At 65.1% G+C, this 15,342-nt stretch carries 14 protein-coding genes, 1 tRNA gene and 1 pseudogene; 7 read left to right on the forward strand and 9 right to left on the reverse strand.

Annotated elements, in window-relative coordinates:
* Nucleotides 1-6 precede the first annotated feature (6 nt).
* From D2V04_RS15320 to D2V04_RS15335, 4 genes are all read left to right on the forward strand, one after another.
* Entirely contained in the window at nucleotides 7-999 is a 993-nt protein-coding gene (locus tag D2V04_RS15320) for a DUF6607 family protein (RefSeq protein ID WP_119514583.1), read from the forward strand.
* A 191-nt stretch (nucleotides 1,000-1,190) separates the two neighbouring features.
* On the forward strand, nucleotides 1,191-3,293 hold the full coding sequence (locus D2V04_RS15325; RefSeq protein WP_119514584.1) for a TonB-dependent siderophore receptor: 2,103 nt from the start codon (nucleotides 1,191-1,193) through the stop codon (nucleotides 3,291-3,293).
* Complete coding sequence (locus D2V04_RS15330; protein ID WP_119514585.1) at nucleotides 3,293-3,868, forward strand: hypothetical protein; 576 nt, start codon at nucleotides 3,293-3,295, stop codon at nucleotides 3,866-3,868. The genes D2V04_RS15325 and D2V04_RS15330 overlap by 1 nt, the downstream gene beginning before the upstream one ends.
* A complete protein-coding gene (locus D2V04_RS15335; RefSeq protein WP_119514905.1) occupies nucleotides 3,868-5,175 on the forward strand; it encodes a PepSY-associated TM helix domain-containing protein in 1,308 nt (435 codons plus the stop codon). The genes D2V04_RS15330 and D2V04_RS15335 overlap by 1 nt, the downstream gene beginning before the upstream one ends.
* Before the next feature lie 16 nt (nucleotides 5,176-5,191).
* Here the strand turns inward: D2V04_RS15335 and D2V04_RS15340 are convergent, their stop codons facing one another.
* The 3 genes from D2V04_RS15340 to D2V04_RS15350 all read right to left on the reverse strand — a co-directional run bounded on the left by D2V04_RS15340 (nucleotide 5,192) and on the right by D2V04_RS15350 (nucleotide 8,837).
* Nucleotides 5,192-5,962 carry a CPBP family intramembrane glutamic endopeptidase gene (locus tag D2V04_RS15340; protein WP_119514586.1) on the reverse strand — a complete coding sequence of 257 codons (771 nt, stop codon included), beginning with the start codon at nucleotides 5,960-5,962 and terminating at the stop codon, nucleotides 5,192-5,194.
* Between the two features lie 51 nt (nucleotides 5,963-6,013).
* Nucleotides 6,014-6,724: a helix-turn-helix domain-containing protein gene (locus tag D2V04_RS15345; RefSeq protein WP_119514587.1), complete on the reverse strand. Its 711-nt coding sequence runs from the start codon at nucleotides 6,722-6,724 to the stop codon at nucleotides 6,014-6,016.
* Between the two features lie 196 nt (nucleotides 6,725-6,920).
* Nucleotides 6,921-8,837 carry a hypothetical protein gene (locus tag D2V04_RS15350; RefSeq protein WP_119514588.1) on the reverse strand — a complete coding sequence of 639 codons (1,917 nt, stop codon included), beginning with the start codon at nucleotides 8,835-8,837 and terminating at the stop codon, nucleotides 6,921-6,923.
* 226 nt (nucleotides 8,838-9,063) lie between these two features.
* Between D2V04_RS15350 and D2V04_RS18225 the strand changes: the two genes are divergently transcribed.
* Nucleotides 9,064-9,369, forward strand: a complete 306-nt coding sequence (locus D2V04_RS18225) for a twin-arginine translocation signal domain-containing protein (protein WP_228766479.1) — start codon at nucleotides 9,064-9,066, stop codon at nucleotides 9,367-9,369.
* Nucleotides 9,370-9,381: 12 nt separating this feature from the next.
* Here the strand turns inward: D2V04_RS18225 and D2V04_RS18470 are convergent.
* From D2V04_RS18470 to D2V04_RS15380, 6 genes and pseudogenes are all read right to left on the reverse strand, one after another.
* Nucleotides 9,382-9,873, reverse strand: a pseudogene (locus D2V04_RS18470) (CHC2 zinc finger domain-containing protein); the annotation flags it as partial.
* Nucleotides 9,874-10,389: 516 nt separating this feature from the next.
* On the reverse strand, nucleotides 10,390-10,737 hold the full coding sequence (locus tag D2V04_RS17810; RefSeq protein ID WP_147391847.1) for a hypothetical protein: 348 nt from the start codon (nucleotides 10,735-10,737) through the stop codon (nucleotides 10,390-10,392).
* Between the two features lie 3 nt (nucleotides 10,738-10,740).
* Nucleotides 10,741-10,926 (reverse strand): helix-turn-helix domain-containing protein, encoded by a 186-nt coding sequence (locus D2V04_RS15365; protein WP_119514591.1) that lies wholly within the window; start codon nucleotides 10,924-10,926, stop codon nucleotides 10,741-10,743.
* Nucleotides 10,927-11,078: 152 nt separating this feature from the next.
* Nucleotides 11,079-11,780: a hypothetical protein gene (locus D2V04_RS15370; protein WP_119514592.1), complete on the reverse strand. Its 702-nt coding sequence runs from the start codon at nucleotides 11,778-11,780 to the stop codon at nucleotides 11,079-11,081.
* A 97-nt stretch (nucleotides 11,781-11,877) separates the two neighbouring features.
* Nucleotides 11,878-13,041 (reverse strand): tyrosine-type recombinase/integrase, encoded by a 1,164-nt coding sequence (locus D2V04_RS15375; protein ID WP_119514593.1) that lies wholly within the window; start codon nucleotides 13,039-13,041, stop codon nucleotides 11,878-11,880.
* Nucleotides 13,042-13,199: 158 nt separating this feature from the next.
* Nucleotides 13,200-13,273 (reverse strand) — tRNA-Gln (locus D2V04_RS15380).
* Between the two features lie 158 nt (nucleotides 13,274-13,431).
* Between D2V04_RS15380 and D2V04_RS15385 the strand changes: the two genes are divergently transcribed.
* Nucleotides 13,432-14,625, forward strand: a complete 1,194-nt coding sequence (locus D2V04_RS15385; RefSeq protein WP_119514594.1) for a Ppx/GppA phosphatase family protein — start codon at nucleotides 13,432-13,434, stop codon at nucleotides 14,623-14,625.
* Complete coding sequence (locus tag D2V04_RS15390; RefSeq protein WP_119514595.1) at nucleotides 14,625-15,290, forward strand: RlmE family RNA methyltransferase; 666 nt, start codon at nucleotides 14,625-14,627, stop codon at nucleotides 15,288-15,290. The genes D2V04_RS15385 and D2V04_RS15390 overlap by 1 nt, the downstream gene beginning before the upstream one ends.
* The last annotated feature ends 52 nt before the right edge of the window (nucleotides 15,291-15,342 follow it).

Consider the following 15,342-nt stretch of genomic DNA (forward strand, 5'->3'; position numbering starts at 1 on the left):
ACGACTATGACCAGGACCAGGACTTTCATCGGCTCCGCACTGCTCGCCATCGCGCTCGCCGCCACACCGGCACTCGCCGATGGGCCGATCGCCGACCGCGGCGAAGCGGTCGAAACTGCGATGTTCGAGCAGGATCGCGCCACGATCCTCGCCATGGCGGGTGACTACAAGGTGCGCTTCGACATGCAGGAATCCACACCGTGGATGGAGAGCTACCAGCCGCTCGAGCGCAAGATCTCCGGCGGGCATGAATCGGTCCGGGTGATCGAGGATACCGGCACGAAGATCGTCCTCCAGCACCTGCTCGTCGCCGAGCATGAGGGCGAGACTTTCGTCATCAAGCACTGGCGGCAGGACTGGGAGTACGAACCCGCGAAGATCCTCGCCTATACCGGCCCCGGCCGCTGGGAATGGACCGATGTGCCCGAGCGCATGCGCAACGGCCGCTGGTCGCAGACGGTCTATCAGGTCGATGACAGCCCGCGCTACGCCGGTTGGGGCGAATGGGAGACGACGCACGGCATCCGCCGCTGGCGCTCCAACTGGAGCTGGCGTCCGCTCGCCCGGCGCGACGCGGTGCGCGATCCGATCTACGATCGCTACGCCGCGATCAACCGACACCAGCTCACCCCCACCGGCTGGATCCACTGGCAGGACAACACCAAGATGATGCCCGCCGAAGGGGCTGCCGACGGCTTGCAGCCGGTGGTGCAGGAATACGTGCTCAACACCTATACCAAGTTCGGCGGCTACGACGTCTCGGCGGCCGACGCGTACTGGGCGGCAACGAAGGACTACTGGGCTGCAGTGCGGGCCAAGTGGGACGACATCGCGGCCGCGAAAGGCGGGATCGTCATCGAGGAGGAGGCAAACACCGGGACGGTCATCAGCGGCCGCCTGCTCGAACTCGCGAACGAGATCCAGGACGGCACCATCACCGCGCGCGATGCAATCACCGAGGCCACCAATCTGATCGAAACGCATACCGGCACGCTTTGATCGAAGCGCCACGCGCGCGGGGACCGCGCGCTGAAAGGGGCGGCGTCCTGCGTCGCCCCTTTTTTGTGTTCCAGCAGGCGGCAGACGCATGGGTTCGCCACCCATCCTCACAAAAAATAAATATCCTCCACTTGCAAGTGAGAGTGACTCGCATTAGCCGTCGCGCCCACATTCAGGTTCGAGGGGTATTCATGCGACTTTTCCGGCTCTCCATTCTCTGCGCGACCGCTCTGGTTCCAGCGCCTGTCCTTGCAGCGGATGCTGCGGCCGAGACAGTTTACGCCGCGGACCAGCAGCGCCAGATCATCGTCACCGGCGCGCGCCAGGAAAGCAGCACTGCGACCAAGACCGACACCCCGATCATCGAGACGCCGCAGCCGATCACGATCATCGACGACGAGCTCTACCTCGCGCAGGGCGCCATCTCGGTCAGCGACACGCTCAACTACGTATCCGGCGTCACCGCCAACCCCTACGGGCCGGACAGCCGCGTCGACGGCGCCTTCGTGCGCGGAATCAACGCCCTGCAGTTCCGCGACGGCATGCGCGACGTGTTCAGCTACTACGCGACCATCCGTGCCGATCCGTACAACTTCGACCAGGTGGAACTGGTGCGCGGCCCCGCTTCGGTCCTGTTCGGCCAGGGCGCGCTGGGCGGGATCATGAATCTCGTCTCCAAGCGGCCCGAGTTCACGACCGGCGGCGAGGTCTCGATCCGCTACGGCTCCCACGATCGCAAGGAAGCGCTTGCCGACCTGACCGGGCCACTGACCGACAACCTCGCCGGCCGCCTCGTCGCGCGGGTGCGCGATGCGGACACCCAGACCGACTTCGTGCCGGACGACCGGGTGCTCATCTCGCCCTCACTGACCTTCCAGCCCTCGCCCGACACCGATTTTACGCTGATCGGTCTCTATCAGGAGGACGATGGCGGCTCGACCTCGCAGTTCCTCCCGCTGGTCGGCACGATCCTGCCCAATCCCAACGGACGGCTTCCGAACGACCTGTTTATCGGCAAGCCCGGCTGGGACCGCTACGACGGCCGCCTGCTGCAGGGCACCGCGCTGTTCGAGCATCGGTTCGGCGAGAGCGCGACGCTGAATCTCAAGGCGCGCTATATCGACAGCGACCTCACTTATCTGACGCATTACCCGAACAGCTACGCAAATCCGGCGAATCCCTATCTCGACGAGGAACAGCGTACGATCGGCCTCTACGCCGACGGCAGCCGCGCGCGGATGGAAATCTTCTCGACCGACAACAACGTCCAGCTCAACTTCAACACCGGCGCGAATGTCGAGCATGTGATTCTCGCCGGCATCGACTTCAGCTTCAACCGGGTTCGCAAGACCAGCGGCATGGGCATCGAGTACATCGATATCTACGACATCGATTACGACGCGCTGTCCGATTTCGATGGCGGGCTGCCGCAGCCCTCAGGCCCTTCGGACGACGTGAAGCAGGACCAGGTCGGCCTCTATCTGCAAGATCAGATCCGCTTCTTCGACAGGGTCTCGGTCGTGCTCGGCGCTCGGCGCGACTGGACCAGCTCGCGCAGCTTCAGCGATCCCCGGCGGAAAGATGCCGCGACAACGTTCCGCGCCGGCGTGATCGCCGAGGTCCTGGACGGAGTGTCGCCGTTCTTCAGCTACACGGAGAGCTTCGAGCCGATTGCCGGCACGGCGAGCGATGGCAGCCCGTTCGTGCCGAAGATGGGCCGGCAGTACGAAGCGGGCGTCAAGTTCCATCCGACCGACGCCGTCCTCGTCACTGTGACCGGCTACCACATCAAGGAAAGCAATCGCCCGGTCTCCGACGACAGCACGCCCGACCCGTTCGACCAGATCCAGATCGGTTCGATGACCTCCAAGGGCGTCGAGTTCGAAGGCAACGCCACTTTACCCGGCGATCTGAACCTGATCGCCAACCTCAGCTACAACGAGGCCGAGGTCGACGGCACGGACCAGCAGCTCGACAACGTACCGAAGTTCAACGCTTCGCTCTGGACGACCAAACGGTTCGCCTTGTCCGACGAGGCCGCGCTTCTGCTCGGCGGCGGCGTGCGCCACGTGGGCAAGAACCGGTCCTACGGTCCCGCCTTCCCCGAAGGGATCGTCACCCCCGCCTTCACGTTGGCGGACGCATTCGCCGAAGTGAGCTGGAATCGCTGGAGCTTCGCGATCAACGCGACGAACCTGTTCGACAAGCGCTACTACTCCGCCTGCCTCGCGCGCGGCGACTGCTTCATGGGCAGCGAGCGCAACGTGTTCGGCACCGTGAGCTATCGTTTCTGATGGGCGCCGGGGGGAGCATCATCGCCGGGTCGGCACTCGCGATCGTGGCCGTCGCGGTCCTGCGTGTCTCGTGGGGGCAGAAGGGACGCTCGGCGGCGCTCAACGCCGCGGGATGGGGATTTGCGCTCGCCGCTCTCATTCTCGGATGGACAGCCGCCGGGGCTTGGGGTGCCAGCGTGGTTGCGCTCTGGGCCATGGGCGCGGCCTGCGCGGTTCTGGCGTGGGAGGGTTTCCGCTCACCGGCGAGCCGCGCCAAGGCGTCGAACCGCCGGGCCGGCATGATGCCCGAAGGTCCGGCTCCGCTTCAAATCGGCGCGCGCCTGACGACCTTCACCCTCGTCGCCATTGTCGCCCTGCTGAGCTCGATCGCCTTCGCCGTGGGTGTTCGCTGGCTCGCTGCCGCGATGGGCGCGGGTGAGGCGAATGCGAACGTCCTCGCCCTCTTCGCGACGCCCGTGGTCTGGACCGTCCTCGCCTTCATGCTACTCATGACCGCGAGCCGGAAGCGACAGATCGTCTATCTCGCCGTCACCGCCAGCGCGGCCCTGCCCGCGATCCTTGTGGGAGCCGCATGATGAGCGCAACCATCGAACCGGGCACCGTGAAGCGTGCGCTGTCCGCCCACGCCGCGATCGGCCTGATCGCCGGGGCTCTGCTCTACCTCGTTTCGCTGACCGGCACCCTCGCGGTGTTCTACAACGAGCTTCAGCGCTTCGAGCAACCCGGCGCGCCGGAGATGACCTCGATCGCGCCCGAAGCCGTCCAACGCGGTGTCGAGCGCGTGCTCGCAGCCGAGGACGCCGCCGGGCTGCCGACGACCACCCACCTCTACGTCCATATCCCGGTCGAGGAACTGCCGCGCGCAACCGTTACGACCGACAACCAGGCGTTCCATCTCGATGCGCAGGGCAATCTCGCCATGCCCGAGGAGATCGCGTGGAACGATTTCCTGGTCCAGCTCCACTACACGCTCAATCTGCCGAGCCTCGTCGGGCTCACGATCGTTGGCGTGCTTGGCGTGATGATGCTGGCGCTGGCGCTCTCGGGCGTGATCGCGCATCCGCGCATCTTCCGCGACGCCTTCCGCCTGCGCGCCCGCGACAAGGGCGGCGTGGGCCTGGTCGACTGGCACAACCGGCTGAGCGTCTGGACCCTGCCCTTTACAATCGCGATCGCGCTGACCGGCGCACTGATCGGACTTGCGGTCGTCACTGCCTACGGTGTCGCCGGAAGTGCCTACGATGGCGACGTCGAAGCGGTCTACGGTCCGATCTTCGGCGAAGAAGGCGCGCCCGACGCCAGCCCGGCCCCGGCGCCCGATCTCGCCGCCGCCCTGCGCCACATGGCCGCGGAGTATCCCGAGGTGCGGCTGACGTATGCCGTGCTCCACGATCCCCTCACGGCCGGGCAGCACGTGCAGATGGTCGGCGAGCACGAACAGAGGCTGATCTTCGGCGAATACTACACGTTCGACAGCGAAGGCCGCTTCGAAGGCACCGCCGGGCTCGCCGACGGCGCGCTGGGCCAGCAGGCCGCGGCATCGACCTACAAGCTCCACTTCGGCAACTTCGGCGGGTTCTGGGTCAAGATCGCCTACGTGATCTTCGGCGCGGCGCTGACCGCGATCTGCGCCACCGGCACTTATATCTGGCTCGGCAAGCGCCGTCGCCGCGGGATCGAGGAACCGCGCCTGCGCGCCGCCTGGACAGGAGTGATCGTCGGCAACCCGGTCGCGCTGGCCGCAACGGTCGTGGCGCGCTTCACGATCGGCAACGAAGCGCCCTTCGTGGCGATCTTCTGGATCGGCCTCGCGCTCTATATCGCCGCCTCGGTCCTGGCCGCATCGCGCAAACAGGCCCGCGGGCGGCCTTTGCCCGCATAGATCGCGGCAGGCTCGGTCAGGCCCACGCCGCCGCGAGCATGATGACGATGGCGACTTCGGTGAAGTTGCCCATGCCGTGCGCCACGATGGGGACGAGCAAGCTTCTGGAGCGCTCCATCAGCCAGACGTAGGTCAACCCCCACACGAAGGCATAAGTCTGCTGGGCCAGCGCCTGGTGAAGCGGGTCCACCACGAACGATTGCCAATGCGCCAAAGCGAAAAGCAGCGCGACGATGTACGCGGCCACCGGGAGGTCGACGGCCCCGATCCGGAGCCGCCCCGGCACCAGCACGACGAGAAGGCCGACGAGGAGCCCGCGAAAGATGGTCTCCTCGGCGAGGCCGGTCGTCAGCATTCCCAGAAGAAAGCCGGCCGAATCGAGCGGTGTCGTAGAGTATTGCATGGTGGGCGGCGTCTGGCTCAGCAGCGCCGGCCAATAATCGGCAATCAGCATTATCAGGCCCATGGCCAGGCCGGTCACGAGCGCGAGGCCGACATATGTGCGCTCCGGAGGCCAGCGCAGATGCGCATCCATCTCGGGCACCAGGCGCTTTGCGACCGCAATGCCGGCCAGGCCGAATAGCGCCTGGAACGCGATCGCCAGAAGCAGGAAGATGGAAACGTGACCCTCCCACGCCGCCGGGCCGCTCTTGTAGAACCATCTGGCGATTTCCCGCCCGCCGGTAAGGATGCCATGCATCAGGAGCGCGGCCAGCACGATGGGCCAGATCCGGAAACGGAAATCGTAGAGCTGGATGAAGCGGTGTGGAGCTGCGAGCTGGGTCATACGCCCCTCTTTCACGACCGCCGCCGCGATTGTCTTGAACGAATGTGATCCCTAGCTCACGGCTATCTCGCCCGTCGGTTCTTGCCTCGAAGACGAGCGCTGCGCCCACTTCCGCCAAGCGGTCGGCGTGGTGCCGGTGAAGCTTCGGATCGCCCGCGCCATGTGGGCCTGGTCCGCAAATCCGGCGTCCGCCGCGACAGCCGCAAGGCTGGCATTGCCCGCGACGATCATTTGCCAGGCGTTCCTCGCACGAGCTTCGCTGCGGTAGCGCGCCGGCGACACGCCGTAGACCGCGCTGAACGCGCGCGAGACATGCTCTCTCGTGCGACCGGCGGCTTCGGCCCATCCACCGATCGCTGGCGCCTCGACGCCCGCCAGCGCCTTGGCCAGTAGATCGGGGATATCCTCTCCGTCATCGCAAACCGCCCTGAATTCCTTCAGGGTATATTCCACCGCGCTCCGCCGATCGGTCTGCGAAAGGCGGACCAGTTCATCGGGATCGGCAATCCGCCCCTTCGCCGGCCAGAAGGACGCGTAGAGCGGCAGCGGCAAGTCCAGGACGGTCGCCACCTCGCCGGAAATGCGGTCGAGGTGGGCAGAGAACGGCCGATGGAGCAGCACATCGCCGGGCTCGACCTTGAACCGCCCGGCGTCGCCCGCTTCCTCGTAGCGCCCGGACAGGACAACGGTCGCATACGGCCGGGCATGGCGATGTCGTGCGATAACGGAGGATTGCAGTCGGCTGGGCTGGTAAAGAAGCATGGACGGGCTGAAACCGAGGCTCGCTGCAACGAAACCGCACCATGGACGCAAGCGCTGCCCGCGTCCACCCGAGACGCTTGGCAGCAGTCAGCATAGCTCCGCATTGACTGTCGATCTTCAGCCGCCGCGACCCGTCGGCTCAATCGTCACTTCATTCGACCTCGATGAGCGAAGGCCCTAGCGTGGTTGAGCGCTCTTAACCAAGCGCGCCATCACAAGCCATTCCGGCTCGGGCGGCATTGACGAGAGCCACCGCCCGGCGAAGGCCACCGATCCCGGCGCCCACCGCAAATTCAGGAATCTGCGCCAATGACGTGAGTGTGTTCGACGTGATGTTGACCGCGTGCGTTTGTGGCCACGAGAGGAGGAAGTTGATGTAGATTTCCGCGATCTTGTCGCGCCACTTGGGCTTTGCGACTTTCTCCGCGACAGCGTTGAACTTGCCCGGACCCATCTCGACCGCATCCAATAACACGTTGGCCGCTTCCTCAAGCCGATCCTGCCCGCCACCACCACGCACGAATGCCTCAAGAATATCGCGCCGAACCTCTCGGCTGTCGGCAGCCATGCGGAATTGCCCGAGCGCCCGTCCGGCCTCTGCCGTTGCGCCAGCGACCTGTTCTTGAATCGCCGAATGCCGCACCAGCGCTTGCCGAAATTGCGCGAGCAACTCGCCATCGGGAAAGTCGCCTGCTTGCTTCACACGCTTGGCGAGGTTGACCAATTCGTTACCCGACTTCGCGAGGATGCGGCGCGCGGCCAGCGCCTCCTCTGCATTCATCGCCTGCCCCTTGCGGCGCGACAGCAGTTGTTCGGGCGTCATGTTCAGGTCAGACGCGAGCAGTCCGGTTTCAGCCTGGGTGATCCGTCCGCGCGTGGCAGCGTCGAAGCCGCCCATCATGTCGCTGGTGGCCTTCAAGGCACGACTGATATCCTGCGGCGAATCCAGTTTGGTGACATCGATATTGCCGACTTGCTGGACCGCGTCGACGCCTGCCCAATCGTCATATGCTTCAGCCGGCGGGAACGGCAGAGGTTCGCCAGCCGGGGTTGCAGCATCTTCATAGACCGGCCCGCCAACTTCCTCTTGGCGCTGCTCCAGATCGTAGCGATCACCCTGCATACTGTAGTAGCGTTCAAGCTCCGGCAGATCGGCTGGCAGGAACCGGCGTCCGCGCGTGCCCTCGTAGGTTTCGCGCAGCGCGTCCAGGAACGCGCTCACATCGGGGCGTTCTAGGCGCTCGGGGAAGAACCCGGCTTCCCATGCCTGCAACGCGGCTTCGTCCAGCGTCAGGCCATTGTCGTTCACCATCGGGCCAAAGCGCGTCTCTTGCCCAACGAAATCCATTCCCTTGCGGGCAGCGTTCGACGTGATCCCCATCGCAGAAAGTTCGCCGTCCTGATCGACTAAGCCACCCCGCGTGCGGAGCCAGCCGACCATATCCATGGGGCCAACTTTGGGGACGGGCGCACCCACGTAATTCCTGATCGTGGTGCGGGAGAGTTCGACCCTTTCGTTGGGCGCCCTCGCTTCGACGAACCGACCTGCATCCTTGGCAATGGCTTCCTCGACCCCGCCTAGCGTGTTCGCAGGCAGGGGCAACACATCGCTCGGCTGGAGGTTGGCGGCGGCAGCCATGCGCTGGGCATCGCTAAGGGGATCGGAAAGAAGCGTGGGACGCACCGCCTGGACATCGAGGTAATCGCGCTCGCGCGTCGGGGCGGACAGCGATGGTCCGGGGGCGGCGTTCACCGCGATCGTGCGTTCGTCTACCACGCGGCCCGGCCAGCCATCGGCAGTGCCCAACGCTGCATCTTCTACGGCACCGCGCGCTGTGTCGTCCGCATAGTCTATGCCGGCTTCGCCAGCCGTCTCAGCCGCAGCAATCGCCGTCGGGGAAGCCTCACGACCGAGGCGGCCACGCACAGCGCCCGCAGCGCGACCGAGCAGCGGCGCAGCAGCTTCGAGGGCCTTGCCGCCCGCCGCGTTGATGATCGCCCCCGCAGGCGCTCCTATGGCCGCTCCAGTAAGGCGCTGCGGCACGGTACCATCAGTCCCCATGAAGCCCTCGGTCCCGCCATAGACGGCACCCACGCGGGCAAGCTGGGGCACGGTGCGAGCTCCCTGTCCGTAGGGGATGAGAAAGCCCGAGGTGAGAGCACCGCCGATCTCGCCGACAAGTGAGGCGTTCGGGTGGACACCACGCCATCTTTGAGGCCGAGGCCGCGATGAAAGCCGCCCGCTTCGTCGAGATGGATCCGGCACAATTGATCGCCTTCCCCTCCCCCAAGGTTTGCCGCGCCATTGCAGCAGACCGCGCAGCAGGGAGGGCATGAGCATGGGTAAGCCCATCAACCGCCGCGACCTGTTCGCCGGAACCGCAGCAGTGGGGGCAGCACTTGCGCTCCCCTTGCCCCATGGTGCGATTGCCCTCCAAGCGCAAAGCAGGCCCGACGCCGCATTGGAGGCAGCATGGCAGCGCATAGTCGCAGCAGCCGACACGCTTGATGTTATCGGGGTGGACTTCGACACCGAGGCCGAGCGCGACCAATACGCGATCATGGACGAGGCCGAGAATTTCATACAATCCACGACCGCACAGACGCCCCACGGCGCGGCAATTCAGCTTTGGCTTGCCCTGTAGAGGCCCCTCAGGTGATGATACGCAGCAAACGAGGCACGGGAGCGCCCGACCGCGCTTTCCATACGGAAGGACGCTGTAGCGGACGCTCAGGGGCGCAGGGATCGAGATACCCCGCCACCGCAGGTAGGATTCCGCAGGCGTACCCTCGACCGGCCCGGCAGCGCGCCAGATCGAGCGGGCTTCCTCCACCCGATCGCTCGCGTCGTCCGCAGGAGGGAGGGGGGCGACTTGGACCTTGGGGAGTTCCTCGCCGGTCAGCATCTCAGCAGCCTCGCGCAGCCCGACACCATGCAGCGCCCCAATGAAATCGAGAACGTCGCCGCTGGCACCGCACCCGAAACACTGGAAGCGCTTGCCGTCGTCGAAGATCGTAAACGAGGGCGAGCGATCGTTATGCAGCGGACAGCAGGCCTTCCACTCCCGCCCGGCACGCTGGAGCTTCACGACAGCCCCCACGACTTCCGGCAGGGCGTGAGATTGCTTGATCGCTTCAAGGTCGATCATGCCGCACCTCCCCGCGACAGGCTCGCGAAGTATGCCTTGCAGTCCCAGAACCCCTTTGCCTCCCGCCGGGTGACTTGGCCCCCGTCCGCGATGCGTTGGAGAAGCTGCCACTCGGCCTCACTCCAAAACGGAGCAAGAGCCAGCAGCGTTTTCGCTTCCTGCCGATAGTAGGGGGCGAGGCTGTAATCGCCGTGCCTCAGGACGTAGCGCCCCGCTGGCGTTCGAATAGACAGGATCATGCTACGGCTCCCCGGTTCCAGAAGCATTCCCGAAGGCCCGCTAACCGCACCCTACTTGCCAATGAGGGAGACGGATCGTTCACCGCCTGCCGCAAGAACAGGTTGTCGCAGCGACCCCACTTGAAGCTGGTTTGAAGCAGACAGCGGGCAAGGCGTTGGTGGTCTGTTTCCCCCTCTTGCCAGAACGGGGCAGGGCGACACTTCGCCCCGACCATGTGAGCCGACAGCGGCCCGAGCGCGGCAGCGAGCCGGGCACGTTCCCGAGTATCGAGCGCGGTCATATTGCACCCCCGGGGCTTGCGTCTTCCAGGGCGGCAAATGCCTTCCTCAGCAGCTTGTCGGCGTCGGCAGGCTTGATGCGCCCTCGCCCGAACAGACCGACCCCACGGATCCAGCCGTCAGCATCGGAAGGAAGGGCGCGGCGGGCTATGTCCCAGCGATTCCTCGCCGACCACAGCGCATCCTCGAAGCGTTGCAATTCGCTGCGGTTTCCGCTATATTCAGGTTGCTCACCGCCTCCAAGCAGAGCATTTTTTTCGGAGCCGTTCGATCCCCTCTTTAAGGTCAGGATCGGGCGGCTTCGGCCTTTACGGCTGGCCGAATAACCATCTCTGATGCAGACCACCGTTCATGCGGCTTCGCGCTGTTCAAGCCGGCGGGCGACATATGCTCGAACGCTCTCAGTGGTTACGCGAGTGGCGCGCCCGATCTTGAACGTCTGAAGCTCGCCAGCGTTGATGAGTTCATATCCCTTGGTAACGCCAACGCCGATTGCTGCGAAAGCATCCTTGGGGGCTAAAGCCAGTGGTTCCATTTCTTATTCTCCGTCACCGTTGCTGCCGCGAAGGCTAGCGGGTGACGGAGTAAGTAGGCGAAAGATCGCCCTATTCGCCAATCAAACAGAGGCGTTCATTCTTTAAAAGCTAGGCGCTTACTGTCCTGGCAAAAACTGAAGTGGCGGTTTTTTCAAACCACCGCAAATTGCCGCTTCATCTCGTTCTTGAAATCCTGACCATCGAGCGCCAGCGCGGCCAGCGCCTCTTCGCCGGTCGAGTATGGGAACGCTCGATTGGGATATCTGACACGGCAGGACGCGACCTCCAACGCTACTTGAAGTTCTTGCTCACCAAGAGCGTTCGCGACAGCGGCCTTCCATGCCTTGATCGTCGTCCAGTCCTGCCCGTAGGCAGACGAAACAGCATTGTGACGCTCAAAAGGCTTGTTGCCATTGGCTTCAAGGAACGCATCCCACTGAAGCGCCCGAAGCCTATGCCTAGCTAGCCGTATCGCGTTGTTGTTCTTAAGTCCGTGATAGGGGGCGGGCGCAACTATTTGTGCTTTGTCGCCCAAGGCTATCGCCCGAAGTTCGGTCGCCAGCGAGGCGAGGGAAAGCCGATCCTGCGGGACAGCTGCGGGCGGGGGCGCGAACAATTCTACGCGATCCGCTAGGCACTCCAATCGCGCCTTCGCATCTGTCTCGGCAGGACTTTCGCCCCAAGCCGCAGCCAAGACGTCAGGACCAACCTTCGCACAAGCCGCCTCTATGAAATGCGACAGGGCGCGCCTCGCAGCGGACGCCCGCGCTTCCGGCGCTTCCGCCTCCGCGAACTCCCGAAGCCAAGCCTCACCATCAAGGCGAGCCTCGCGTTCAATCAAATCAAAATCCATTATCAACCCCTCCGTAGGGCTTCCGCTGGCATTCAAAGTGGGGCGGCAGGTCGGGCGGAAACCGACCTTTCGGGAGCTACCCTAGCCGCCCCACCCGTCATGCTCCCAGCCTAAGCGGGAGCTGGACCACATCGCCCGGCTGACCGGAGGCATAGCGCCCCCAAGCATCGAGCAGCGTTCGGCGCATGTCGTTGAACTTGGCGCGATTGTAGGCACGGATAACCTTATCGGGGATGGTATGCGACAAGGCCGCTTCCGCCACCGCCTCAGGAACGCTCGGCATACGCTCGGCAGCCCAAGTGCGGAAAGTGGAGCGGAAGCCGTGAACCGTGAAACCCAAGGGGCGAACCATCTTCGACAGCGTCATGTCGGAAAGAGGCGCACCACCCTTCCCTGGAAAGACGAGACAATCCCGCGAACAGGTCCGCAACGCCTTCGCCCTTGCGAGGATCGCCAGAGCCTGCGGGGAGAGCGTAACCATGTGTGGCTCGCCATTCTTCATGATCGACCCAGGGCGGTGCCATTCCCCCGCTTCAAGGTCGAAGTGCGACCACAGCGTCTGCCGTGTCTCGCCTTGCCGCGCGGCGGTGTAGATCGTCAGCAGCAGCGCGAGCCGACCCATCGTCTCTGTTTCCGCCTCTAGTTTACTGACGAACGGCGGCAATTCCTGATAGGGCATCGACGCGAAGTTGCCCGCCTTGGCCTGCCGCGACAGGAGCGGACGTAGGCCATCACGAGGCGCACCAGTCGCGCGCCATCCCATCCCTTTGGCATAGTCGAGAACCACCCCGAGGCGCTGGCGCATCTTGCGTGCCGCTGCGGGGGTCCGTGCCCACATAGGCGACAGGACGGTGAGCAGATCCTTTTCGTCGATCGAATCTACCCGCAGTCCGCCTATCTTCGGGAATGCGTGGAGCTTGAGGGTAGAGAGGAACGCGCCAGCGTGGCGGTCGCCCCATCCAGGCGCCAAGGCTGCATGAGCTGCCTGTGCAGCGTCCTTGAAGGACGGGGGTGCGGTTTCGCGCTTGTCTCGCGCTGCTATAGGATCGCCGCCGGCGCGGGCCACCTTGCGAAGCCCGCGTGACTTCTCCCTCGCCTCTTCCAGCGACAGGTCGGACAGGGCGCCAAGCCCTATGTCACGGCGTTTGCCGCCTTTCACGCTGACACGCAGAACCCACGACTTCGCCCCGGTCGGTGACACCAGCAGATATAGGCCCTCACCGTCTCCATGGCGGCCGGGCTTTGCATTCTTCACCTTCAAGGCAGTTAGTTTGGGCAGGGGAGCGCTCCCTCAATCGCTCCCACAATATTGGGCGACTTTAGGCGAATGTCAACGAAGGAGCGCGAAGAACATGCAGAGAACCCCGGCGGAAGCCCCAAGGTTCTGCGAAGGCTGGCGAATGTTGGAGAATTTCGGTTTGGATGCCCCGCGAGGATTCGAACCTCGATTGACGGAGTCAGAGTCCGTAGTCTTACCATTAGACGACGGGGCAACGCGCGAGCGTGGTCGCGAGGGGGCGCATCTAGTTTTGCGCGGGGCCGAGGTCAAGCCCGGTTTGGTCTGGGCGCTTGCCCCCGCCTGCTCCGCACGCTAGCATCGCCGCCAGGTCCCCGCGCAAGCACGTGCGGGCGGAATTGAAAGTATTGAAGTATGGCGGATTTTTCTCCGCCGGACAGTGACAGGAGACCAGGCGCACGACGGGGCAAGACGTCCGGCAAAGTAGCCGATTTTCGCTACAAGCGCCCCGCGCCTACCGACAAGAGCAAGCCCGGGAGCCGTCCCGTCCGCCGCTCGGACGCACGTTCCGACGCCAGGGGCGAGCCGCGCAGCGCTCCGCACCGGAACCAGGCCTATGCTGCACTCGACCTCGGCACCAACAACTGCCGTCTGCTGATCGCGCGGCCCGCAGGTGAGAACTTCACCGTGATCGACGCCTTCAGCCGTGTCGTGCGCCTCGGCGAAGGGCTCGCGATGTCGGGACGGCTCAGCGATGCGGCGATGGACCGTGCGCTCGGCGCGCTGCGGATCTGCGCAGAGAAGCTGCGCCGCCGCCACGTCTATCTCGCCCGTTCGGTCGCGACCGAGGCCTGCCGCCGCGCGGTCAACGGCGCCGAATTCATCGAGCGCGTCCGGCAGGAAACCGGCATCGTGCTCGACGTGATCTCGGCGCAGGAAGAAGCACGGCTTGCCGTACTCGGCTGCCATATCCTGCTCGAACGCGGAGAAGGGCCGGCCGTGATCTTCGACATCGGCGGCGGATCGACCGAGCTTGTCCTGATCGAGCCCGAAGGTCCGGTGCCGCGCATTCTCGACTGGCAGAGCGTACCATGGGGCGTCGTCTCGCTGACGGACATGGTCGCCAGGGGCGAGAGGACGGCCGAAGGGCGCCTCGCCCGTTACGCGGAAATGCGGCGCGTCGTCGCGGAAAGCTTCGCCCCGTTCGCCGAGCGGATCGCTGGCGCCGCTCAGACCGAGCGCGAGATCCGGCTCCTCGGCACCAGCGGCACGGTGACGACGTTGGCCAGCGTCCATCTCGAACTGCCGCAATATGACCGGCGCGCGGTGGACGGTCTGATCGTCCCCTCAAGCGACATGCGCGCCATCAGCACGCGGCTCGCCGGGATGAGTGCGGAGGAGCGCGGGCGGCTGCCGTGCATCGGCAACGACCGTGCGGAACTGGTCGTGGCCGGCTGCGCGATCCTCGAGGCGATTCTGGACATCTGGCCGGCCGAGCGGCTCGGGGTGGCGGATCGCGGGATTCGCGAAGGCATCCTGCGCAGCCTGATGGCGGCCGGGGTCGCCCCTGCGTCCCGTCAGGCCCCGCAAGCATCGGCGAGCGCCTGATGGCACGTTCCGGCCGCAATCCCGACAAGCGCCTGCGCAGCGCGCGCGGGCGCACCGCGTCGTCCACCCGCTGGCTCGAGCGACAGCTCAACGACCCCTACGTCCAGCAGGCCAAGGCCGAAGGCTACCGCAGCCGGGCGGCCTACAAGCTGATCGAACTCGACGAGAAGTTCGGCCTGCTCAGGGGCGTGCGCCGCGTGGTCGATCTCGGCATCGCGCCCGGCGGATGGAGCCAGGTCGTGCGCAAGCAGGTCCCCAAGGCGGCAATCGTCGGCATCGACCTGCTCGAAGTGGAACCGATCGAAGGCGTCACGATCCTGCAGATGGATTTCATGGCCGACGCGGCGCCCGCCGCACTCGAAGCGGCACTCGACGGCCCGCCCGACCTCGTCATGTCCGACATGGCGGCGAACACCGTGGGCCACAAACAGACCGACCACTTGCGCACCATGGGCCTGGTCGAAGCCGCGGCCTGGTTCGCGGTCGAGAACCTGGCCGAAGGCGGCACGTTCCTGGCCAAAGTGCTGGCCGGCGGCACCGATGCCGAACTGCTCGCGCTGCTCAAGAAGCACTTCCGCACGGTCAAGCACGCCAAGCCCCCGGCGAGCCGCAAGGGTTCGTCCGAATGGTACGTCGTAGCGCAGGGCTTCAAGGGGCGGGGCTAACCGACCGTCACAACGGCAAGTGAGACTGCGGGGAGCGATCCCGGCTTCGGCC

Origin of the sequence: Pelagerythrobacter aerophilus (assembly GCF_003581645.1) — a bacterium.
Lineage (GTDB): Bacteria > Pseudomonadota > Alphaproteobacteria > Sphingomonadales > Sphingomonadaceae > Pelagerythrobacter > Pelagerythrobacter aerophilus.